The sequence below is a fragment of the Candidatus Streptomyces philanthi genome, from assembly GCF_059553635.1.
On the sequence record NZ_JCANQV010000074.1, the window covers coordinates 1 to 23093 of the forward strand.

Below are 23093 nucleotides of genomic sequence, written 5' to 3' on the forward strand. Positions count from 1 at the left end.
GCACCGTCCGCCCCCGGAACCGCACCCCGTACCCGCCGTCCGCCGACCGCCCGTGCTCGTGCGCCATGCCGCGATCCAAGCCGACGGGGCGGGACGCGGACAAGGGGCCGTACGGGGTGGTGCGGGGGCGCGCCGGCGGTGGGGGCGCGCTACCGCGGGGAGGAATGCGCCCGGCGGCGCCGCCCCTTCGGCGTCAGCTCGGGACGTTGTCGAAGGGGCCGGTGAGACGGCGCAGCAGCCCCGCGAGTTCGGTGCGCTGATGGGGGGAGAGCTCGGCCAGAATGGCGCGCTCCTGGGTGAGCAGTCCGGCCAGCGAGGCGTCGGCCTTGTCGCGTCCCGAGGGGGTCAGCCGGACGAGCACGCCGCGCCGGTCGTTGGGGTCGGGAAGGCGCTCGACGAGGCCCTTCTTGGCGAGCCGGTCGATGCGGTTGGTCATCGTGCCCGAGGTGACGAGTGTCTGGGTCAGAAGTGCCCCGGGGGACAGCTGGTACGGTGCCCCGGCACGGCGCAGCGCGGTGAGGACGTCGAACTCCCATGGTTCGAGCCCGACCTCGGAGAAAGCGATCCGGCGGGCCCGGTCGAGGTGTCGGGCCAACCGGGAGACACGGCTGAGGACCTCAAGCGGTTCCACGTCGAGGTCCGGGCGCTCGCGGCGCCATGCTGCGACCAGTCGATCGACCTCGTCCTCCATGGGATCAGTGTAGTGGGTCTGTCGACATGAAGTCTCTTGACATCGAGATATATTTGGCCGGACTATTGACGGAGCCGGAGGGAATCGTATTCCGCGTGGGTTGGCCAGAAGCCGTCAGCGGCCAGCGCACTCCCGGCCCTGTACCAGCAGAGGGGTTTCGCCCATGCACGCCGCACCGAACTGGGATCCGCAGCAGTACCTCCGTCACTCCGGGCACCGCACCCGCCCCTTCCACGACCTTCTCGCCCGCATACCCGACCTCCCCGCTCACGGCCGCCCCGCCCGTATAGCGGACCTCGGCTGCGGCCCCGGGAACGTCACCGCCCTGCTCGCCGACCGCTGGCCGGACGCGCTCATCACCGGCCTGGACAGTTCCCCCGAGATGCTGGAACAGGCCGCGCGCTACGCCGGCCCCACCCCCGGCGGCGGCCGCCTCGACTTCGCCCGCGCGGACGCCACCGACTGGACGCCCGACAGGCCCTACGACCTGATCGTCTCCAACGCGGCCCTCCAGTGGGTGCCCAACCACCCCGACTCCTTCGGCCGCTGGATCAACGCCCTCACCCCCGGCGGCACCTTCGCCTTCCAGGTCCCCGGGAACTTCACCTCACCCAGCCACGCCCTCCTCGGCGAGCTGTGCGACGCCCCCCAGTGGCGCGACCGCCTCAACGAGCAGGGCCGCCGCTTCGTCCACGTCCTCGACCCCGCCGACTACCTCGAACGGCTCACCGACCTCGGCTGTGTCACGGACGCCTGGGAAACCACCTACGTCCAGATCCTCCAGGGCGAGGACCCCGTCCTCGACTGGGTGAAGGGCACCGCCCTCCGCCCCGTCCTCACCGCTCTCCAGGACGATCCGGCGGCCCGCGACGAATTCCTCGCCCAGTACCGCGACCTTCTGCGCAAGTCCTACCCCTCGGGCCCTCACGGCACGGTCTTCCCCTTCCGCCGCATCTTCGCGGTGGCCCAGAAGCCGGCCTGAGGCGGGGGCGAACCGGGCGGGCGGCGCCACCGGGGCCGTGAAACGGCCCCGCCGCCCGCACCGGCACCCCCGTCACCTGGGACGACGACCTCTCACCCCACCGACCCGGCCGGCAACCGCCTGGAATTCCTGGAGGCCGCGGACTGAGACCCGGAAGCGCCAGGGGCCCCGCCCCTCAGTTCTTCCGGTGTCCGATCAGCCGGGGCTTGGCCTCCAGGCCGTCGAGGCCGTGCCAGGCGAGGTTGACGAGGTGGGCGGCGACCTCGGCCTTCTTCGGCTTGCGGACGTCGAGCCACCACTGGCCGGTCAGGGCGACCATGCCGACCAGGGCCTGGGCGTAGAGGGGGGCCAGTTTCGGGTCGAAGCCGCGGGCCTTGAACTCCAGGCCGAGGATGTCCTCGACCTGGGTGGCGATATCGCTGATCAGGGAGGCGAAGGTGCCCGTGGACTGGGCGACGGGGGAGTCGCGGACCAGGATGCGGAAGCCGTCGGTGTAGGTCTCGATGTAGTCGAGCAGCGCGAAGGCGGCCTGTTCGAGGAGTTCACGGGGGTGGCCGGCGGTCAGCGCGCCGGTGACCATGTCGAGCAGCTGGCGCATCTCACGGTCGACGACGACCGCGTACAGCCCCTCCTTGCCGCCGAAGTGCTCGTAGACCACCGGCTTGGACACCCCGGCCTTCGCCGCGATCTCCTCGACCGACGTGCCCTCGAAACCCCGCTCGGCGAACAGCGTGCGGCCGATGTCCAGCAGCTGCTCCCGGCGCTCGGCACCCGTCATCCGGACCCGCCGGGTACGCCTGGTGCCCCCGCCGGAGGCCTTTCCCTTGCCGTTGCTCACACTGCTGCCGTCACTCGCCACCCGACCATCATGCCGTCTGGGCGGCCTTCCGCCTGCGTCGGGCGTCGATGCGGGCCGGGTCGGGCCAGCGCACGTCGTACGCCCAGCCCGCCTTCTCGAACCAGCGGATCAGCCGCGCGCTCGAATCCAGCTGGCCGCGCAGCGCCCCGTGCCGGGCGCACGTCGGGTCGGCGTGGTGCAGGTTGTGCCAGGACTCGCCGCAGGACAGCACGGCCAGCCACCACACGTTGCCGGAGTGGTCGCGGGACCGGAACGGCTGCTTGCCGACCGCGTGGCAGATCGAGTTGATCGACCATGTGACGTGGTGCAGCAGCGCGACGCGGACCAGGGAGCCCCAGAAGAACGCGCTGAGCGCCCCCGTCCACGACCAGGTCACCAGGCCGCCGACCAGCGGCGGGAACAGCAGGGACACCGTCGTCCACAGGACGAACTGCCGGGAGACGGCCCGGATCGCCGGGTCCTTGATCAGGTCCGGCGCGTACTTGTGCTGCGGGGTCTGCTCCGCGTCGAACATCCAGCCGATGTGGGCCCACCACAGGCCCTTGAGCAGCGCCGGGACCGTCTCCCCGTAGCGCCAGGGGGAGTGCGGGTCCCCCTCCGCGTCGGAGAACTTGTGGTGCTTGCGGTGGTCGGCCACCCAGCGCACCACGGGCCCCTCCACCGCCAGGGACCCCAGGACGGCCAGGGCGATCCGCAACGGGCGCCGCGCCTTGAACGACCCGTGCGTGAAGTAACGGTGGAAGCCGATCGTGATGCCGTGGCAGCCGAGGAAGTACATCCCCGTCAGCAGTCCCAGGTCCAGCCAGCTCACCCCCCATCCCCAGGCCAGCGGCACCGCGGCCAGCAGCGCCAGGAACGGCAGCGTGATGAACAGCAGCAGGGTGATCTGCTCGACGGAACGCTTCTTGTCGCCACCCAGCGTCGCGGACGGGATCTCGGCGGCGGAAGCGGGGGATTCTTCGACGGTGTCCGGGCCAGCGGTCATGTGGTGTCCCTCGTCGGGGCTCGGGGGCACGGCTACGGCTACGGGACCGTAACCTACGGTCTCGTAAGTATGGCAGCGCGGATGCTCCGGACAAGGCCGTGACAGGCCCGCGCCACCCGGCGCGCGCCCTGCGCGTACGCCGTGTGCGGCCCCCCGTGCCCATACAGCGGACGGTGTGATCCCCCTTCGCACTGGAGACCTATCCTGGGGGCGTCGGACAGCGCGGTCCGCACCCCGCCACAAGCCCAGACGTGCTCGATCACGGCAAGGAGCCGCACCTGTGAGCAGTGCCGACAACACCACCGCCGAGCAGCCCGCGCCCACCGGTCCGGAGGACACCGCGCGTCAGAACGTCGCGCTGCGCGCCGACATCCGCCGCCTCGGCGACCTCCTGGGCGAGACCCTCGTCCGGCAGGAGGGCCAGGAACTGCTGGACCTCGTGGAGCGGGTACGCGCGTTGACGCGCTCCGACGGGGAGGCCGCCGCCCGGCTCCTGGGGGAGACCGACCTGGCCACCGCCGCCAAGCTGGTCCGCGCCTTCTCCACCTACTTCCATCTCGCCAACGTCACCGAGCAGGTCCACCGCGGCCGGGAGCTGCGGAGCAGACGCGCCGCCGAGGGCGGCATCCTCGCCCGTACCGCCGACATGCTCAGGGAGGCCGACCCCGAGCATCTGCGGGAGACCGCGGCCCACCTCGGCGTACGCCCCGTCTTCACCGCGCACCCCACCGAGGCCGCCCGCCGCTCCGTCCTCACCAAGCTCCGCAACGTCGCCGAACTCCTCGACCGCACGGACCCCGCCGAGCGCCGCCGCTCCGACCTCCGCCTCGCCGAGAACATCGACCTCATCTGGCAGACCGACGAACTGCGCGTCGCCCGCCCCGAGCCGACCGACGAGGCCCGCAACGCCATCTACTACCTCGACGAACTCGGCCGCGGCGCCGTCGGCGACGTCCTGGAGGACCTCGCCGCCGAACTGGAGCGCGCCGGCACCCGCCTCCCGTCCGGCACCCGCCCGCTGACCTTCGGCACCTGGATCGGCGGCGACCGCGACGGCAACCCCAATGTCACCCCCCAGGTGACCTGGGACGTCCTGATCCTCCAGCACGAGCACGGCATCACCGGCGCCCTGGAGCACATCGACGAACTGCGCGGCGCCCTGTCCAACTCCATCCGCAACTGCGGCGCCACCGAGGAACTGCTCGCCTCCCTCAAGCGCGACCTCGAACTCCTCCCCGAGATCAGCCCCCGCTACAAGCGCCTGAACGCCGAGGAGCCCTACCGCCTCAAGGCCACCTGCGTCCGCCAGAAGCTCCTCAACACCCGCGAACGCCTCGCCGCCGACACCCCCCACGTCCCCGGCCGCGACTACCTCGGCACCGCGGAACTCCTGGACGACCTCACCCTCATCCAGACGTCCCTGCGCGCCCACCGCGGCGGGCTGGTCGCCGACGGCCGCCTGGAGCGGACGATCCGCACCCTCGCCGCGTTCGGTCTCCAGCTCGCCACCATGGACGTCCGCGAGCACGCCGACGCCCACCACCACGCCCTCGGCCAGCTCTTCGACCGCCTCGGCGAGGAGTCCTGGCGCTATGTCGACATGCCGCGCGACTATCGCCGCAAGCTCCTCGCCAAGGAACTGCGCTCGCGCCGCCCGCTGGCCCCCACCCCGGCGCCGCTCGACGAGGCCGGCGCCAAGACGCTCGGCGTGTTCCGCACCATCCTCAAGGCGAAGAAGACCTTCGGGCCCGAGGTCGTCGAGTCGTACATCATCTCCATGTGCCAGGGCTCCGACGACGTCTTCGCGGCGACCGTCCTCGCCCGCGAGGCCGGGCTCATCGATCTGCACGCCGGCTGGGCCAAGATCGGCATCGTGCCGCTGCTGGAGACCACCGACGAGCTGAAGATCGCCGACCAGCTGCTCGACGAGATGCTCTCCGACCCGTCCTACCGCCGGCTGGTCGCCCTGCGCGGCGACGTCCAGGAGGTCATGCTCGGGTACTCGGACTCGTCGAAGTTCGGCGGCATCACCACGTCCCAGTGGGAGATCCACCGCGCCCAGCGGCTGCTGCGCGACGTCGCCCACCGGCACGGCGTGCGGCTGCGCCTCTTCCACGGCCGCGGCGGCACCGTCGGCCGCGGCGGCGGCCCCTCGCACGACGCGATCCTCGCCCAGCCGTACGGCACCCTGGAGGGCGAGATCAAGGTCACCGAGCAGGGCGAGGTCATCTCCGACAAGTACCTCGTGCCGTCCCTGGCCCGCGAGAACCTCGAACTGACCGTCGCCGCCACTCTCCAGGCGTCCGCGCTGCACACCGCGCCCCGCCAGTCGGTCGAGGCGCTGGCCCGCTGGGACGCCGCGATGGAGACCGTCTCCGACGCGGCCCACGGCGCCTACCGCCGCCTCGTCGAGGACCCGGACCTGCCCGCGTACTTCTTCGCCTCGACCCCCGTCGACCAGCTCGCCGACCTGCACCTGGGCTCCCGCCCCTCCCGCCGCCCCGACTCGGGCGCCGGACTCGACGGGCTGCGCGCCATCCCCTGGGTGTTCGGCTGGACCCAGTCCCGGCAGATCGTCCCGGGCTGGTACGGCGTCGGCACCGGCCTGCGGGCCGCCCGGGAGGCCGGACTGGACACCGTGCTCGACGAGATGCACGAGCACTGGCACTTCTTCCGCAACTTCCTGTCGAACGTGGCGATGACGCTCGCCAAGACCGATCTGCGGATCGCCCGGCACTACGTCGACACCCTCGTCCCCGCCGAACTCCGGCACGTCTTCGACGCGATCAAGGCCGAGCACGAGCTGACCGTCGCCGAGGTCCTGCGCATCACCGGGGAGAACGAACTCCTCGACTCCAACCCGGTCCTCCAGCAGACGTTCCGCATCCGCGACGCCTACCTCGACCCGATCAGCTACCTCCAGGTCTCCCTGCTGCACCGCCAGCGCGAGGCCGCAGCCCGCGGCGAGGAGCCCGACCCGGTCCTCGCCCGCGCCCTGCTCCTGACCGTCAACGGTGTGGCGGCCGGCCTGCGCAACACGGGCTGACGCCGGGACGACACAGCGGCGGGCCCGTCCGGAGAGGCGCTCCGGGCGGGCCCACCGCCGTACGGGGCCGGGGGGAGGGGCGCACGGCCCCGTCCCGCCGTCAGGAGTTGTACGTCCCCTGCGCCCGCTCCAGCCCGTCCACGATCAGACACTCCACGGCGTCCGCGGCACGGTCGACGAAATAGTCGAGTTCCTTGCGCTCGGTGGACGAAAAATCTTTCAGCACGAAGTCGGCCACCGGCATCCGGCCCGGCGGACGGCCGATGCCGAAGCGCACCCGGTGGTAGTCGGCGCCCAGCGACTTGGTGATCGACTTGAGGCCGTTGTGGCCGTTGTCGCCGCCACCGAGCTTCAGCCGCAGCGTGCCGTGGTCGATGTCCAGCTCGTCGTGGACGACGACGACCTGCGCGAGCGGCACCTTGTAGAAGTCCCGCAGCGCCGTCGTCGGGCCGCCCGACAGATTCATGAACGACATCGGCTTCGCCACCACGACCCGGCGGCTCGACACCCCCGGCGTCCCGATGCGCCCCTCGACCACCTGCGCCCGCGCCTTGTGCGCCTTGAAGCGCCCGCCCATCCGCTCCGCGAGCAGATCGGCCACCATGAACCCCACGTTGTGGCGGTTCGCCGCGTACTCCGGGCCCGGATTACCCAGCCCGACCACCAGCCACGGATCTGTGTCCGTCATCTCCACGTCTCCCACATCCGCCCGGCACTCCCACCGGGCCACGCAACCGGACCACCGGTCCGCCGGCAACTCCGCGGCCCCGGGAACAGCCTCCGGGACACCCCGGACCGGCCGCGGAACGGCCCTCGAAACGGCCCGACCGCCGCCCCGCGCCCGTAAGGCGCGCGGCGGCGGTCGGAAACGTCCTACCGGAGGGCGAGGGCTCAGGCCTCGGCGCCCTCGGCCTCGGCGGCGGGCGCCTCGGACTGCGCCGCGACGACCTGGACCACCACGGCGTCCTCGCCCTCGACGAGGGAGGCACCGGCCGGCAGCTCGATGTCCTTGGCCAGCACGGACGCGCCCGCCTCCAGACCGGCGACGGACACGGTGACCGACTCGGGCAGGTTGGTGGCCTCGGCCTCGATGGACAGCGTGCTCAGCATGTGCTCCAGGAGGTTGCCGCCCGGGGCCAGCTCGCCCTCGATGTGGATCGGGACCTCGACGGTGACCTTCTCGCCCTTCTTGACGGCCAGGAAGTCGACGTGGACCAGGAAGCCGCGGATCGCCTCGCGCTGCACGGCCTTGGGGATGACCAGCTCGCTCTTGCCGTCCGTCTCCAGGCGGATCAGAACGTTCGGGGTCTTCAGGGCCATCATCAGCGCGTGGTTGTGGATCGCCACGTGCTTCGGCTCCGCGCCGTGACCGTAGACAACGGCGGGGACCAGGTCGGCGCGGCGGGCACGACGGGCCGCGCCCTTACCGAAGTCGGTACGGACCTGAGCGGCAAGCTTGACCTCAGCCATGAGTGCACTCCTCGTATCGCAGAAACATCTGACGGGCGTCACCCGGCCCACGACAGACCTGCTACGAAGAGCGCGTCGATAACGGAGCGCCACCGCCACAAAGAGGCGGCCTCCCTCGCCGAGCAACTCGATGAGTCTACCCGGCGGGGAGGCCGCCCCAAAGTCGATCAGTGCCGACCGCCTCTAGGCGGCGCTCACTGCTCGTCGAAGAGGCTGGTCACGGACCCGTCCTGGAACACCTCGCGGATCGCCCGCGCGATGGTCGGGGCCATCGACAGCACGGTGATCTTGTCCAGCTCCAGCTCGCCCGGGGTGGGCAGCGTGTTGGTGAAGACGAACTCGCTGACCTTGGAGTTCTTCAGGCGGTCGGCCGCCGGGCCGGACAGCACACCGTGCGTCGCGGTGACGATGACGTCCGCGGCGCCGTTGGCGAACAGCGCGTCCGCCGCGGCGCAGATCGTGCCACCGGTGTCGATCATGTCGTCGACCAGGACGCAGACCCGGCCCTTCACATCGCCGACGACCTCGTGGACGGTGACCTGGTTGGCCACGTCCTTGTCGCGCCGCTTGTGGACGATCGCCAGCGGCGCGCCGAGGCGGTCGCACCAGCGGTCGGCGACCCGCACGCGGCCGGCGTCCGGGGAGACGACGGTGAGCTTGTCGCGGTCCACCTTGGCGCCGACGTAGTCCGCGAGGACCGGCAGGGCGAAGAGGTGGTCGACCGGGCCGTCGAAGAAGCCCATGATCTGGTCGGTGTGCAGGTCGACGGTGACGATGCGGTCGGCGCCGGCCGTCTTCATCAGGTCCGCGATCAGACGGGCCGAGATCGGCTCGCGGCCGCGGTGCTTCTTGTCCTGGCGCGCGTACCCGTAGAACGGCACGACCACGGTGATGCTCCGGGCGGAGGCCCGCTTGAGAGCATCGATCATGATCAGCTGTTCCATGATCCACTTATTGATCGGAGCCGTGTGGCTCTGGATCAGAAAGCAGTCGGCACCGCGCGCGGATTCCTGGTACCGCACATAGATCTCGCCATTGGCGAAGTCGAAAGCCTTTGTCGGGACCAGCCCCACACCCAGCTGATGCGCGACCTCCTCGGCAAGCTCGGGGTGGGCGCGGCCGGAGAAGAGCATCATCTTCTTCTCGCCGGTCGTCTTGATCCCGGTCACAGCAAATCTCCTCGAATCTGTTTGCGTGCGCTCATCACGGTACGCCCCGCACGGCGTGTTCCGCGCACGGTCACTGATCGCCGTCGCGCTCCTGGCGGGCCGTAGCGGCGGCCTGCGCGGCGGCGCTCCCGGGCCGCTTGCGCGCGACCCAGCCCTCGATGTTCCGCTGCTGGCCACGCGCGACCGCCAGCGAACCCGGGGGCACATCCTTGGTGATGACCGAGCCGGCGGCGGTGTAAGCGCCGTCCCCGATCGTGACAGGAGCCACAAACATGTTGTCCGACCCCGTCTTGCAGTGCGAGCCGACGGTGGTGTGGTGCTTGGCCTCACCGTCGTAATTCACGAAGACGCTCGCCGCGCCGATATTCGAGTACTCGCCGATCGTCGCGTCCCCGACATAGGAAAGATGCGGCACCTTCGTGCCCTCGCCGATCGTCGCGTTCTTCATTTCGACGTAGGTGCCGGCCTTCGCCTTCGGCCCCAGGTCCGTACCCGGCCGCAGATACGCGTACGGGCCGACATTCGCGCCCGCGCCGATCCGCGCCCCGTCGGCCACCGTGAACGTCACCACGGCGTCCTCGCCGACGACCGTGTCCGTCAGCCGCGAGTGCGGGCCCACCTCGGCGCCCGCGGCGATCCGCGTCGCGCCCCGCAGCTCCGTGCCCGGGTGCACCACCGCGTCCGGCTCGAAGTCCACCGCCACGTCCACCCAGGTCGACGCCGGGTCCACCACCGTCACCCCGGCGAGCATCGCCCGCTCCAGCAGCCGCCCGTTCAGCAGCCGCCGCGCCTCGGCGAGCTGCACCCGGTTGTTGATCCCGAGGATCTCCCGGTGGTCGGCGGCGATCGCGGCGCCCACCCGGTGCCCGGCCTCGCGGACGATGCCCAGCACGTCCGTCAGGTACTCCTCGCCCTGACTGTTGTCCGTGCGCACCTTGCCCAGCGCCTCGGTCAGCAGCCGCGCGTCGAACGCGAACACCCCGGAGTTGATCTCGGAGATGGCCCGCTGCGCCGCGTCGGCGTCCTTGTGCTCGACGATCGCCGTGACGGCGCCGGTGGCCTCGTCCCGCACGATGCGCCCGTAGCCCGTCGCGTCGGGGACCTCGGCGGACAGCACGGTGACGGCGTTCTTGTCGGCGGCGTGGGTCTCGCTGAGCGTCCGCAGCGTCGCGCCGGTCAGCAGGGGGGTGTCGCCGCAGACGACGACGACCGTCCCGTCGAGCGTCACCCCGTCACCGGCCAGCTCCTCCAGCGCGGTGCGGACGGCGTGCCCGGTGCCGTGCTGCTCGTACTGCACGGCGGTGCGCACACCCGGGTCGATCTCGGAGAGATGCGCCCGGACCTGGTCACGGGCGTGGCCGACGACCACGACGAGATGCTCGGGGTCCAGTTCGCGGGCGGCAAAGACGACGTGCCCGACGAGGGAACGGCCGCTCAGTGCGTGCAGGACCTTGGGAGTCGCCGACTTCATGCGGGTGCCCTCACCCGCTGCGAGAACGACGACGGCTGCCGGGCGGTTGGCGCTCACGGGGATGCCCTTCGGCTTCTTGGCTACTTCGGGTGGTGGTCAAGCGAAGGATACCGGGGCGTAGGGCGGCCGAAACGCAGGCGGGTCCCGACCGGAAAGGCCAGGACCCGAATGCCGTTGTGCTCCCCCGCCAGGACTCGAACCTGGAATGACGGTACCAAAAACCGCAGTGTTGCCGATTACACCACAGGGGACCGCAAAGCGGATCGAAACGGACATCCTGTCAGGTCGATCGCTCGGCTCCCCACACTATGCCGTACCACCGGCCCTTGACGCGACGGTTCGGCCGGGCGCCTCACGGAACTCCGGGCGGCCCCGCCGCCGGTGGAAACTCCGCTGTCCGGAATCCGACGGTCCGCGCAAGGGCGCGAAATCGCCAGATACAGGGGTGAACCACAGCTTCGAGGGCGGTTCACGCGATAACTGTGGGTAAGGGGACGGTCCGCTCCGGGGCGCTGCCGCGAAGATCACGCCACTTCGCCCTTACGCTGGTCGCCATGAGTGCAACGGGGGCAACGGAGGAAGAGGGCGTGCGCGCGCCCGCGCGCGGGCCGTGGTGGTGGCAGCGACGGCGGAGCATGGTGCTCGACGTGGTGCTCGCCCTCCTCTCGGCGTTCGAATGCGCCTTGGAGGGCGTGCAGGCCGCGAACAGTGCCGGCGTCCCGGTGTGGACGGGCGTGACGCTCGGCGTGATCGCCGGATCGGTGCTGCTGGTACGGCGGCGCTGGCCGGTGGTCGTGGTGCTCGTACTGATCGCGGTGATGCCCGCGGACATGGGCGGACTACTGGGACTCATAGGGCTCTACACCCTCGCCGCTTCGGACACCCCCCGCCGGGTGACCGCACTGCTCGCCGGGGTCACCGTGACCGGCACCCTGGTCTCGGCGGCCGTCGTCGCCCACCAGCAGGTGAACGAGACACCCGACGCCGCCCCGTCGTGGTGGGTCGTGACCATCATGGCCGTGGCCCTCGGCCTGATCCTGACCGCCCCTCCGCTCCTGTGGGGCCTGTACATCGGCGCCCGACGGCGCTTGGTGGAGAGCCTGCGCGAGCGCGCGGACGGCCTGGAACGCGAACTGTCGCTGCTCGCCGACCGGGCCGAGGAACGCGCGGAGTGGGCCCGCAACGAGGAGCGGACGCGGATCGCCCGGGAGATGCACGACGTCGTCGCCCACCGGGTGAGCCTGATGGTCGTCCACGCCGCCGCCCTCCAGGCCGTCGTCGCCAAGGACCCCGAGAAGGCGGCGAAGAACGCCGCGCTGGTCGGCGACATGGGCCGTCAGGCACTCACCGAACTCCGCGAGATGCTGGGCGTCCTGCGCACCTCCGAGAGCCCCGCCACCCGGGGCCCGGCCCCCTCGGGCGAGCCCGAGCGGCTGGTGGCGGTGGCGTCCAAGGCGGAGGAGAAGGCCCGCGCCCGCGCCGCCGCCGGAGTGCCGCGGCAGCAGGGCCCGGCGGACGGCACGGCACCCGGAGCGGCGGAGGCGGAGGCCGACGGGCCGTGCCTCGCCGAACTGGGGGAGCTGGTCGGCCAGTCCCGCGCGGCCGGGATGGCCGTCGAGCTGACGGTGGACGGTGCGGACGACACACCCGGACGCCGGTACGCCGGGGGCGTGGAGCAGACCGTCTACCGCGTGGTCCAGGAGGCGCTGACCAACGTCCACAAGCACGCGCCGGGCGCCCGCGCCCGCGTACGGCTCGCCCACCGCGGGGACGAGGTCGCCGTCCAGGTCGAGAACGGCCCCTCCGAGCACGGCGCGACCGACGCGGGCCTGCCGAGCGGCGGCAACGGCCTCGTCGGCATGCGCGAGCGCGTGACCGCCCTGGGCGGCGTGTTCGTGTCCGGGCCGACGGACGCGGGGGGCTTCCGCGTGTCGGCGGTGGTGCCGGCTTCGCGGCTTGTGGCGGGGTGAGGAGCGGGACGCTCCGCGTACGCCGCGCCGGGGCCGTCGCTCCGGCGTGCACGCCGGGTGCGAGCAGTGCCGGGGGGCGCCCGCCAGGCCCCGCACGCCCCTCTTGTCGGCTCACTCCGGCGCGGGCGCGGGGGTGAGCCGGGTCGGGCGGCGGCCGAGGAGGAGAGTGCTCAGCGCCTGGTCGACGGTGGCTCCGAGGTACCAGTCGCCGGTGTGGTCGATGCTGTAGACGCGGCCCTCGGCGTCGACGGCGAGGACGGCCTGGCCGTGGACGCTGCCGTCGAGGGCGGTGCCCTCCTCCTGCCCGAGCGGGGCGAGCGAGGTGCCCAGGGCCCGTCCGAGATCGCCGAGCGTACGGGCGTGGTGCAGGCCGAGGAGCGGGTCCACGGTGAACGGCGTGGGGGCGATGTGACTGCCGGGACCGGTCCCGGTCAGGTGGAGCCCGCCGAACTCGGCCCACGCCTCGACGGCGGCCGCGAAGACGGTGTGGCGGTGCCCGGCGGGGGAGACATGCCCGCGCAGGGTGTCGGCCCAGCGCTCGGCCTGCTTCATGTCCCGGCGGCCCGGCGTCCAGCCGGCCTTGTGCAGCGCGACGTCGACGGCGGGGGAGAACCGGGTGGACCCGGAGGCGGGCGCGGGGACGCGGGGGGTGGAGGACGGCATGGCGGTGGTCAGCTCCCGGCGGGCGTACTGCCGACGGGCATGACGCCGAAGTGGGCGAGAAGGGCGTCGCAGGAACGGCACGGCGGGGCGTAGCTGCCGTGCCGGGGGTCGCCGTCCTCGCGGATGTGACGTGCGGTGATCTTGGAGTGCTTGAGGGAGCGGCGGGCCTCGCCGTTGGTGAGCGGCTTGCGGGAGGCGCGCTTGCCCCGGTTGGCCTCGACGGTGGTCAGATGCCGGGAGAGCAGCACCGCCTCGGGACAGCGACCGGTGAAACGCTCCCGCTGCGCGGTGGGCAGCGCGTCCAGGAAGTCCTGGACGAGCGGGTGCAGCGTGGGGGGCTGCTCACCCTTGCCCGCGGTGCAGGTGAGGGTCCGGCCGCGTACGGAGAGGGCGGCGCCGACGGCGGGGAGGATGCCGTCGCGGCGTTGCTGGAGCGCGGGGGCGTGGTCGGTGCCCGCGGTGCCGCTCCAGCTGATGCGGGGGTCGCCGGTGGCGGCCGTGTGTGGTGCGGTCGTGCTCATGGTGCTGCTTTCCCTCCCTGCAATCCCCCGGTTTGCGGAGGTCAGCCTGCCAAATGTGCTGGGCGTTGCGGTAGTCGGCCCGGCATTCAGGGAGGTCAGTGCCGGTGACGGGGCGTCGGGGGAGTGGGGGTGACGCCGGTGGTACGGGGGTGGATCGGAGGGGTGTTCGGAGGGTGGGGGGACGCGCCGTGAAGAGCGACCGGTGACCGTCGGACGGTATTGCCGCACCGCATAGGCTGTGCCCAGTCAGCCAGAATCAGCCAGGGGGCCCCGCGATGACGACAGGTCGGCTCGGGCAGCAAGCCGCGCCACCGAACAGCGCTTATGCCGGGCAGATCGTGCACTTCCCGGATCCCGTCCGCGCGGCCCGGTACCCCGCGGGCGTCCGCGTGGACCGCAACGGCTTTCCGGTTTTTTCGCCGTACGCACGTGCCGCCGTCGAGATCGCCGAACCGCCCGAGGGGTTCGGCGTCGACGAACTGCGGCTGACGGACTTCGTCACGGCGAACGCGGCGATGCGGGCGCGCGGGCACGAGCTGTGGGCGGACGGTCCCGCGGTGGCGACGCCCCACGGCTGGACCTGGCACCACGTCGCCGGAACGCGCCGGCTGGAGCTGATCCCCGTCGAGGTGAAGGCGCTGCTGCGCCACCACGGCGGCCTCGCGACGGCCGCCGTGGCACAGGACAAACGGGGCACCCGGCCGTTGCAGGAGACCCGGCCGGCGCACTTCGGACTGCCGCACCGGGGCCTGTCGGTCGGCGAGGACCAGCTGACGCAGGCCGAGGAAGGGCTGGGCTACCGCCTGCCCGGCGCCTACCGCGCGTTCCTGAAGGCGGCGGGCGGCTGCGCCCCGGTGGGGGTGGCGCTCGACGCGGAGCTGGGACTCCTGGTCGACCAGCCGTTCTTCTCCGTGCGCGACGACGCCGCGGTCAATGACCTGGTCTACGTCAACAAGTGCCTGCGCGACCACATCACCAAGGACTACCTGGGAGTGGCGTTCGCCCAGGGCGGCCTGATCGCGGTGAAGACCCGCGGCCAGGCACGCGGCTCGGTGTGGTTCTGCCCGTACGACGACGCGCGGGACCGCGACGGCTGGACGGTGCAGGAACGGGTGGAACGGCTGCTGCTGCCGTGTGGCGCCGATTTCGACGAGTTTCTGCAACGGCTTGCGGGCAACCCGCCGGAGCTGGAGACCGTGGCGAACCTGATGGTGGACGGCGGCTTCGCGCACGCCGTTCCGGTGGAGGGATGAGCGCGATGGTGACGTTCGCGCAGGCGCAGGAGCGCGCGGAACTGTGGGTCAACGCCGACGTCCATCCGCAGTACCAACGCGAGGTACGCGTACGGGAGTTCGCCCTCGGCTTCGTCGCCTGGGCGGAGGACCGCGAGGACGGCCCCCGCGGCGACGGCGCCCGCACCCGGCTCGTCATCGCCCGCGACAGCGGCGAGACCACCCTGTGGCCGGGCCTGCCCGTGGGCGAGGTCATCCGCCGCTACGAGGAGGAGTACGGCCCCACCGCCGACACCCCTGCCCCGACCCGCCGCCGCATCGACGTGGAGGCCACGTCCTTCGTCCTCGTCCCCCCGGAGTGGCACCAGCAGGCTTCGGACGCGACGGGGGCGCCGGGACGGGACGGTGTGGACGGCGCGGCCGGTGGGGGCGGGGCGTTCGCCGGGGCCGGAGGAACCGGCGGGGTCGGCGGAGAAGGCAGCGGCGCGGGGGCTGGAGATGCGGCGGGTGTCGTTGGTGGTGCGCTTGGGGCGGACGGTGGTGTGCCCGGGGCGGACAGCGCCGTAGAAGCTGCCGGTGGCACCGAGGCGGCCTCGGACGGGCTGACGCCTGGAGCCGGTGGTGACGCCGGTGCCAGCGGTGCTTCCGCCGACGGACCGGACGGCGCACCCGGGCGTACCAGCGTTTCCGAGAGCGGCACTCCGACCGGGGCAGGTACGACGGGTCCTGGGCCTGCTGGTGCTCAGGCGGCAAGTGGCGCTGAAGGGGCTGCCGAGAACGGGGCCGATGGTGCTGCGTCCGGAAGCGCGGATGCCTGGGCCGAGGTGAACGTGACTGCCGCATCCGGTTCCGGGGCGGGGGACGGCGAGGGCGAGGACCGGTCGGTCGGGCTTCCCAAGACGGTGTTCGCACCACCGCTGGTCGACGTCGGGGGCGACGTGTCGGCGTCGGTGCCCAGATCGCGCCCGGAGGCCAAGACGGAACTCCTCCGGACCGGCAGCCAGTTGCCCCCCACCCGGATCGCACCGGCCTTGGCCGACCCGGAGGCGGGCGCCGGGCTGCCTCGTGGTGTGGAAGGGCCGGGAGAGACGGACGGCGGCACCGGGCCTGGCAACGCGGGCGCGGCTTCGGGGAATGCCGGGTCTGCTGGTGCGGGTGGGGCCTCGGGCCATGCTGGCCCTGGCGTCCCCGGAGCCCCCGTCGCGCCGCCGATGCCGCCTGTGGCGCCCGGTGAGTCCGGGCTGTTCGACTTTCCGCCGCCGTCCGGGGTGCCGGTCACCGATATTCCGCCGCCGAGCGGTGTTGCGGCGCCGTACCCGGGGGCGTCGGGTGGCCCCGGTATGCCGCCCCCGCCCGTGCCGTCCACCGAGGAGCGGCACACCGTGACACCCGTGTCGTCCGGGGGCGCCGTGCCGTCCGGTGATGCCGGTGCGCCACCGCCGTCCCCGGGTCTGCCCGACGCGGGGCAGGCAACGCCCGCGCGGGCGGACGCGGCCGCCGCGCCGTCGGCCGGCGGCTCCCCGTCCGGCGGGTACGTACCGACACAGTTGGTCTCCCAGCTGGACGCCGAGGGGCTGGACCTCAGCGCGATCGACGGTCCGGACGCGACCGGCGGTGACGCCGTACCCGGAACGGACGAGGAGAGCCGTCCTGCGGCCGGGACAGGGGGGCCGACGGTTCCGGAGCCCCGGTCCGGCGAAGGCCCCGCCTCCGGCACGGGAGGAACGGGCCCCGGAGGTGGGGTGCACGCGGCCGCGACGATGCTTGCCGCCGGTGCCGCGCTTCCGCGGGAAGCAGTCGGCGGCCCTGTGACGGGCGGACCGGGCATGCCGCCGCCCCCGCCGCCGGGTGCGCCGAAGCCGCCGCCCCGGCCCGGTGCGGATACCGAGAGCCGCCGTGCCACGGACCAGGACGGCCCGCACCCGCCCGTACCACCCCCCGCACCGGCCCCCGGCGCCGAGCGCGCGGTCCACGCTGCGGCGACGATGCTCGCCCCCGGTGCGGCCCTCGCCACCGGACCGGACACCCCCGCCACCACCGGCGGTACGGCTGGCTCCGGCGTACCCGAGGCCGGCGTACCCGGTGCGGGCAGCGGCTCCGGTGTGCCCGTTGTACCTGGTACGGGCACGGGCCCCAGTAGCGCTGGCACACCCGAGCCTGGCACGCCCGCCTCTGACGCACCCGACGCCCCTGGCGGTGCAGGCACGCCGGGTACGGCCGGTACGCCCGGCGGCACAGGTACGCCTGGTGCCTCTGGCAGGTCAGGTGTGTCCGGTACGGCCGGTACACCCGACGCTTCAGGCACACGCGGCGGTGCGGGCACGTCCGGCACACCCGGCGATGCGGGCACGTCCGGCGGTTCCCGCACGTCCATGACGCCTGACGGTTCAGGCGCGGCAGGCACGTCCGGCAGCCCCGACACCCCGGTAGCGGCAGACGCCCCAGATATCGCGGGCGGCCCAGGCGTCACGGGCGCTTCGGCCGACTCCAGCGCGGCGGGCACCCCCGGCGCACACGGCGGCCCCAGCGCATCCGAAGCACCCATCGGCCTCGGCACCCCCGGCACGCCCACCGGCCTCGGAACACCCGGCACCCCGAGCACACCCCACACCCCCGCCATCCCCCAATCTCCACCCCCAGGCGCCTACGGCTACCCCCACACCCCCGGCAGCGTGCCCACCGTCGGCCCCGGTTACATGGCAGTGCTGAGTTACCGGGCGCCGGACGGGTCCGAGCAGAAGCTTGTGCGGCGGTCGGCGCCCGGGACGCCGCATCCGGAGTGGCAGTTGCTGCACGAGTTGCGGGGGATGAATGTGCCGCCGCAGCAGGTGGTGGAGTTGCACACGGAGCTGGAGAGTTGTGAGCTGCCCGGTGGGTACTGCGCGCGGATGATCCGGGAGACCTGGCCGCAGGTGCGGATCAGTCACACCGCCGCGTACGGCAGGGACCATGCCTCGCGGCAGCAGGGCGTACGGCATCTGGTCGAGCACCAGGGGGAGCTGCACCAGGTCGCGGACGGCCCGGCGCGTCCGGCCCCGGTGCGGGCGCCGTTGCCCCATCCGTCGCAGGTGCCGCCGATGCCCCCGGTGCCTCCGCAGGGGCTGGCGCAGGAGCTGGAGCAGGCGTTCGGTCCGCAGGCGGTGTTCCGGTTCGACCAGCGGGCGGTGTCGCGGCAGGGCGTGCCGGACGCGGTCGCGCAGACGCTGGTGTGGTGCGGTCTGCCGGTCGATTTCGGGCCGTTCTTCTGGGCGCAGGCCCAGCCGGGGCGGCCGGTGCCGACGCTGGCGGAGCTGGCGGCGGAGCGCGGGGTGGTCCCGGCGGCGGACGCCGCGTCGTACCTCGTGGTGGGCAACGACTTCGGCCGTCAGCTCTGCGTCCAGTACGGGACCGCGCACATCGTCGCGGTGCCGATGGAGGCGGGGCCGGGCGGTGGTGCGGCGGTGCCGCAGTTCGTGAACAGCGGTCTGCCGGAGTTCGTGCGCTGCCTGGCGATGCTGGGGCGGATGTGGCGCCTGCGGTACGGGCTGACGCCGGAGCAGGCCGGCCGTTGGACCGTCGACTTCCAGGCACAACTGGTCGCCCTGGACCCCCCGGCACTCGGTTCGCCGGAGACCTGGTGGTCGGTGCTGCTGGAACAGATGTGGGACGGGTTGCTGTAGACGCCTCCCGATGAGCGGCCTTCGAGCGGCCGTGTCCCGCGCCCGGGTGGTGCGGGGCACGGCCGCTCACTCGTCCGGGTGCGGTACGGGCCGCCGCCCCGCCTCCCGCCGTTCACCCGTATGCGTCAACCGCACCCGCCCTTCGGGGCCGTGTCCGCTCCGGCTGCGGTGCGGCCCCGGTGACGCGACCATGCCCGTATGGGAGAGCCGGAAGCGTCGCGGTCGTGTCGTGCGCCGGGCCGGAGGTGGCGCAGGCGTTGCCTGTGGGGGCTGGTGTCGGTGATGGCGCTGGCGCTGGTGGTGGCCGCGGGCGGGGTGGCGCTGTACGAGTGGGCGGGGCGTCAGGTGCGCCATGTGGAGGCGCTGGGCGACTACCCGGGGCGGCCCCCCGAGGGGGAGGGGACGAACTGGCTGCTCATCGGGTCCGACAGCCGTTCCGGGCTCACCCCCGGGCAGCGCAGGAAGCTGCATGTCGGCAATGCCGTGGTGCGGAACACCGACACGCTGATGGTGCTGCACCACGGCCGGCACGGCCCGTATCTCGTCAGCCTTCCCCGGGACAGCTATGTGGCCGTACCGGGGTACGGGCGGCGGAAGATCAACCAGGCGTACGCGATGGGCGGGCCGAAGCTGCTCACCCGGACGGTGGAGCAGGCGACGGGGCTGCGGATCGACCGGTACGCGGAGGTGGACTTCCTGGGGGTGGTCCGGGTGGTGGATGCGGTGGGCGGGGTGCGGCTGTGCCTGGAGAAACCACTGAAAGACGCGGAGTCGGGGGCGGACTTCCCGGCCGGGTGCCGTCAGGCGGACGGCCGACAGGCACTGGCGTTCGCCCGTGCGCGGTACACCGACCCCGAGGGGGACCTGGGGCGGGTGCGGCGGCAGCGGCAGCTGATAGGTGCGGTGGCGGAGGAGATGTCCGCGCCGGGGGTATATCTCGACCCGTCCCGGCTGATACCGGTGACCGGTGCCGCGCTGGCCGCGCTGCGGGTGGACACCAGTACCGGGGTGCCCGAACTGCTGGACATGGTGCGGGCGATGCGGGTGGCGGCCGGTGACAGTGATACGGCGGTGACGGTGCCGGTCGCGCGGCCCGGGGTGGCGGTGGCGGGCGCCGGTGATGTGCTGCTGTGGGACGAGGCGAAGGCGCGGATTTTGTTCCAGGCTCTCCGTGAGGATGATCAAATTCCGACTTCTTTCGACAAGTGACGCATCCTGGTGTGACGGAAGGCGCGGAGTGTCGTGTTACGACCGCTTCCGACCGTTCCAGAAAGATGTGTATGGGGACGACCGGACCGAGCGGACCGGCCGCGACCGCACGGAAGCGCGCGGGACGTCGCGTGCCGGAGAGGGGCTTGAGGGATGAGTGCACCGGTTTCGCCGCACGGGTTCGAGACCGTACGCGGACGCGGCTACCGCCAGGACGAGGTGGACCGCCGGGTCGAGGGACTGTCGGTGGACCGCGACTCCTGCTGGGAGCGGGCCGCGCGGCTCACCGTGCTCGCCAAAGAGATGGAGTCGGAGCTGGCACAGCTGCGCGCGTACCTCGCGGAGCTGCCCCCGCAGACCTACGAGTCCCTGGGCCCCGACGCCCGGCTGATCCTCACCACCGCCGAGTCCGAGGCGGCGAAGCTGCGCGCCCGGGCGGAGGAGGACGCCGAGAAGCTGCGGACCGAGACCGCGGACTACGCGCAGGAGGTGGCGGACGCCGCCGAGGAGCTTTCGCAAACCCGTCGCAAGGAAGCGGAAGAACATGAACGGCGCACGCTGGAGGCCGCGCGCTCGGACGCCGCGTCGTGGATCGCCGACGCGGAGAAGGACGCCGCGGAATGGCGCACCGAGGCCGACGCCGCGCTGGAGGAGATGCGGCGGCGCACCAAGGACATGCTGCGCGAGCAGGAGGAACGGCAGGCCGAGGAGTGGGAGGCCGCCGGGCGGCGGATCGCCGAGGACGAGGAGGAGCTGGAACGGCGGATCGCGGAGCTGGAGGAGCAGGGCCGCGTCGTCGTCGCCGAGGCGGACCGCGTCATGGCGGCGGCCGAGGAGGACGCCCGGCACCGCCAGGAGGACGCCGAGGACCGCGCCGCCGAGGTACTGGCACAGAGCCGGGTCGAGGTCGAGCGCATCGAACGGGCCACGGAGCAGGCCGTCCGCCAGGACCGCGCGGAACGTGAGGAACTCCGTTCCCACATGACCCACGTCCGCAACACCCTCGCGGCCCTGACCGGCAAGGACCCGCGCGAGGTCGCCCTGATCCCCCTGGAGAAGGACGACCCGGACGACGCGGAACCCGCGGCCTCACACGGGGCCGAACCGGTCGGCGACACGGTCGGCGGAACGGTGCGGCGCCGTCCCGTCGATCCGGACAATGAGGACACCTTGGAGACGCAGCTTCCGCATATCCAGGGCTGAGCGGTGGGGGCGGCCCGGTTGGCGCGGCGCCGGGTGCGCCCCGCGATTGCGGCCGCGTCGGGCTCCTGCACACCCCGCGTCGGGCCACGTCGGGCACGTCGGTAGGCGCCACGCTGCGCCGGGCGCGACCGTACGCCCCGGGCCGGCGCAGGCCGAGCCGGGCTGCGCCGGGCACGCTCGTACGTCCCACCAGCCCCGCCCCTACGCCCCCGACCCCCCACCGTCCTCCCCAGACCCCGAACCCGACCCCGTCCCGGCCCCCGACCCCGACTCCGCCCCCGCGTCCGCGTGGACCGGAAAGCGGCGTGGGGCCAGGGCGATCAGGGTGACGAGGGAGAGGGCGGCGGCCGCGGCGGCGCCGAGGTAGACGTGGTCGACGGTGGTGGCGACGGCGTGGCGCAGGTAGGCGGTGGCGCGGGCGGTGAGGGTGCCGGCGTGTTCCAGGGCGCGGGCCACGGCGTCGAGGTCGCCGGGGAGGCCGGGGCGGATGTCGGCGGGGGCGCGGGCGAGGAGGCCGCCCAGGGTGGTGTTGGCGAGGGCGCCGAAGAGGGCCGCGCCGACGGACTGGCCGACCTGGCGGCAGAAGAGGATCGAGGCGGTGGCGGTGCCGCGTTCCTCGTAGCCGACGGAGGACTGGACGCCGATGATCAGCGGGAGCTGGAAGAGTCCGAGCGCGGCGCCCAGCGCCAGCATGATCAGCGCGGGCTGCCAGGCGGCGCCCGGATAGGGCAGCAGCGGGAAGGCGAGCAGGACCAGCGTGGCGGCCGCGATACCCAGCACGGCGCAGGTGCGGATGCCCGTACGCCGGTAGACGCGGCTGCTGAGCGCCGCCGAGATCGGCCAGCTCAGGGTCATCGCGGACAGGACGAATCCGGCCGCGGTCGGGCTCAGGCCCAGGACGGACTGGGCGTAGGTCGGCAGGAAGACGGTCGGGGCGACCATCAGCAGCCCGAGGGCGCCGAAGGAGACGTTGACGGCGGCGATGGTGCGGCGGCGCCAGACCCAGCCGGGGATGATCGGCTCGGCGGCGCGGCGTTCGATGAACACCACCGCGGCGGCGCACAGCGCGCTGCCGCCGAGCAGCCCCAGGGAGGGCGCGGAGAGCCAGGGCCAGGCGACGCCGCCCTGGACCAGCGCGGTCAGCAGCAGTCCGCCGGCGGCGAAGACGGCGAGCGCGCCGGGCCAGTCCACCCGGGGGCGCGGGCCCCGCTCCGCGCGCCGCCCGCGCCGGTCGTCCTCGGTGAAGTGCCGGACGATCAGCCAGAGCGCGACGGCGCCCACCGGCAGGTTGACGAGGAAGATCCACCGCCAGTCGGCGTATCCGGCGAGGAGGCCGCCGAGGGCCGGTCCCGTGACCGAGGCGGTGGCCCAGACGGTGGAGAGCTTGGCCTGTATCCGGGGGCGCTCGCGCATCGGGTAGAGGTCGGCGGCGATGGTCTGGACGGTGCCCTGGAGGGCGCCGCCGCCCAGGCCCTGGAGGACGCGGAAGGCGATCAGCGAGGCCATGTCCCAGGCGCCGGCGCACAGCAGCGAGCCGGCGAGGAAGAGGATGATGCCGCTGATCAGGACGGGTTTGCGGCCGAAGGTGTCGGAGAGTTTGCCGTAGACGGGCAGGGTGACGGTGACGGCGAGGAGATAGCCGGAGAACAGCCACGAGAAGACGGCGAAGCCGCCGAGGTCGGCGACGATCTGCGGGACGGCGGTGGCGATGATCGTGGAGTCCAGGGCGGCGAGCGCCATGCCGAGCATCAGGGCGGCGACGACCGGCCCCCGGCGGTCCCGTCTGCCCGTGGCGCCGCCCGGTCCGTGGTCCCGTGCGCCGTTCCGGTCCGTCCGTTCCCCGCCCCTGGTCGTGCGGCTCACCGTGCGCCTCCGTCCGGTCTGTCGTGTGCACGCCGTTGTGTGTAACGGACACCCTTCCACTCCGGGGCGGCGCACGGAACGGGGTTTCCCGACGCGCACG

At 72.8% G+C, this 23093-nt stretch carries 16 protein-coding genes, 1 tRNA gene and 2 pseudogenes; 8 read left to right on the plus strand and 11 right to left on the minus strand.

The annotated features are described in order from the left end of the window. Positions 1-193 precede the first annotated feature (193 nt). Positions 194-691, minus strand: coding sequence for a MarR family winged helix-turn-helix transcriptional regulator (locus tag AC51EU_RS11660; protein ID WP_496266764.1), 498 nt, complete (start codon positions 689-691; stop codon positions 194-196). A gap of 163 nt (positions 692-854) precedes the next feature. On the opposite strand from AC51EU_RS11660, the gene AC51EU_RS11665 reads away from it, so the two are divergent. After that, positions 855-1673 carry a trans-aconitate 2-methyltransferase gene (locus AC51EU_RS11665; RefSeq protein ID WP_496266765.1) on the plus strand — a complete coding sequence of 273 codons (819 nt, stop codon included), beginning with the start codon at positions 855-857 and terminating at the stop codon, positions 1671-1673. Between the two features lie 175 nt (positions 1674-1848). On the opposite strand, the gene AC51EU_RS11670 is transcribed toward AC51EU_RS11665, so the two are convergent. Together AC51EU_RS11670 and AC51EU_RS11675 are read right to left on the minus strand one after the other, a co-directional pair. Beyond that, positions 1849-2532, minus strand: coding sequence for a TetR family transcriptional regulator (locus AC51EU_RS11670; RefSeq protein ID WP_496266766.1), 684 nt, complete (start codon positions 2530-2532; stop codon positions 1849-1851). 7 nt (positions 2533-2539) lie between these two features. Then, positions 2540-3517 carry an acyl-CoA desaturase gene (locus AC51EU_RS11675; protein WP_496266767.1) on the minus strand — a complete coding sequence of 326 codons (978 nt, stop codon included), beginning with the start codon at positions 3515-3517 and terminating at the stop codon, positions 2540-2542. A gap of 280 nt (positions 3518-3797) precedes the next feature. On the opposite strand from AC51EU_RS11675, the gene ppc reads away from it, so the two are divergent. After that, positions 3798-6563 (plus strand): phosphoenolpyruvate carboxylase, encoded by a 2766-nt coding sequence (gene ppc, locus AC51EU_RS11680; RefSeq protein WP_496266769.1) that lies wholly within the window; start codon positions 3798-3800, stop codon positions 6561-6563. A gap of 100 nt (positions 6564-6663) precedes the next feature. On the opposite strand, the gene pth is transcribed toward ppc, so the two are convergent. The 5 genes from pth to AC51EU_RS11705 all read right to left on the minus strand — a co-directional run bounded on the left by pth (position 6664) and on the right by AC51EU_RS11705 (position 10924). After that, positions 6664-7251, minus strand: a complete 588-nt coding sequence (gene pth / locus AC51EU_RS11685) for an aminoacyl-tRNA hydrolase (protein ID WP_496266770.1) — start codon at positions 7249-7251, stop codon at positions 6664-6666. A 203-nt stretch (positions 7252-7454) separates the two neighbouring features. Beyond that, a complete protein-coding gene (locus tag AC51EU_RS11690; RefSeq protein WP_496266771.1) occupies positions 7455-8033 on the minus strand; it encodes a 50S ribosomal protein L25/general stress protein Ctc in 579 nt (192 codons plus the stop codon). 194 nt (positions 8034-8227) lie between these two features. After that, positions 8228-9202 carry a ribose-phosphate diphosphokinase gene (locus AC51EU_RS11695; RefSeq protein ID WP_496266772.1) on the minus strand — a complete coding sequence of 325 codons (975 nt, stop codon included), beginning with the start codon at positions 9200-9202 and terminating at the stop codon, positions 8228-8230. Positions 9203-9272: 70 nt separating this feature from the next. After that, complete coding sequence (gene glmU, locus AC51EU_RS11700) at positions 9273-10730, minus strand: bifunctional UDP-N-acetylglucosamine diphosphorylase/glucosamine-1-phosphate N-acetyltransferase GlmU (RefSeq protein WP_496266773.1); 1458 nt, start codon at positions 10728-10730, stop codon at positions 9273-9275. Between the two features lie 122 nt (positions 10731-10852). Continuing rightward, positions 10853-10924 (minus strand) — tRNA-Gln (locus tag AC51EU_RS11705). Between the two features lie 303 nt (positions 10925-11227). Here AC51EU_RS11705 and AC51EU_RS11710 point away from each other — a divergent pair. Then, entirely contained in the window at positions 11228-12643 is a 1416-nt protein-coding gene (locus AC51EU_RS11710; protein WP_496266774.1) for a sensor histidine kinase, read from the plus strand. 111 nt (positions 12644-12754) lie between these two features. On the opposite strand, the gene AC51EU_RS11715 is transcribed toward AC51EU_RS11710, so the two are convergent. Then, positions 12755-13306 (minus strand): SUKH-3 domain-containing protein, encoded by a 552-nt coding sequence (locus tag AC51EU_RS11715; protein WP_496266775.1) that lies wholly within the window; start codon positions 13304-13306, stop codon positions 12755-12757. 8 nt (positions 13307-13314) lie between these two features. Then, complete coding sequence (locus AC51EU_RS11720) at positions 13315-13827, minus strand: YwqJ-related putative deaminase (protein WP_496266776.1); 513 nt, start codon at positions 13825-13827, stop codon at positions 13315-13317. A gap of 275 nt (positions 13828-14102) precedes the next feature. Between AC51EU_RS11720 and AC51EU_RS11725 the strand changes: the two genes are divergently transcribed. From AC51EU_RS11725 to AC51EU_RS11745, 5 genes and pseudogenes are all read left to right on the plus strand, one after another. After that, positions 14103-15080 carry an SMI1/KNR4 family protein gene (locus AC51EU_RS11725; protein WP_496266777.1) on the plus strand — a complete coding sequence of 326 codons (978 nt, stop codon included), beginning with the start codon at positions 14103-14105 and terminating at the stop codon, positions 15078-15080. 5 nt (positions 15081-15085) lie between these two features. Beyond that, positions 15086-15280: pseudogene (locus AC51EU_RS11730) on the plus strand (SUKH-4 family immunity protein); the annotation flags it as partial. Between the two features lie 1935 nt (positions 15281-17215). Then, positions 17216-18718: pseudogene (locus AC51EU_RS11735) on the plus strand (SUKH-4 family immunity protein); the annotation flags it as partial. A gap of 198 nt (positions 18719-18916) precedes the next feature. Beyond that, the gene (locus tag AC51EU_RS11740; RefSeq protein WP_496266778.1) at positions 18917-19927 is read left to right on the plus strand and encodes an LCP family protein; all 1011 of its coding nucleotides are present in this window, start codon (positions 18917-18919) and stop codon (positions 19925-19927) included. A 153-nt stretch (positions 19928-20080) separates the two neighbouring features. Beyond that, positions 20081-21130 carry a cellulose-binding protein gene (locus AC51EU_RS11745; protein ID WP_496266779.1) on the plus strand — a complete coding sequence of 350 codons (1050 nt, stop codon included), beginning with the start codon at positions 20081-20083 and terminating at the stop codon, positions 21128-21130. A 201-nt stretch (positions 21131-21331) separates the two neighbouring features. Here the strand turns inward: AC51EU_RS11745 and AC51EU_RS11750 are convergent, their stop codons facing one another. Next, on the minus strand, positions 21332-22993 hold the full coding sequence (locus AC51EU_RS11750) for an MFS transporter (protein WP_496266780.1): 1662 nt from the start codon (positions 22991-22993) through the stop codon (positions 21332-21334). Between the last annotated feature and the right edge of the window lie 100 nt (positions 22994-23093).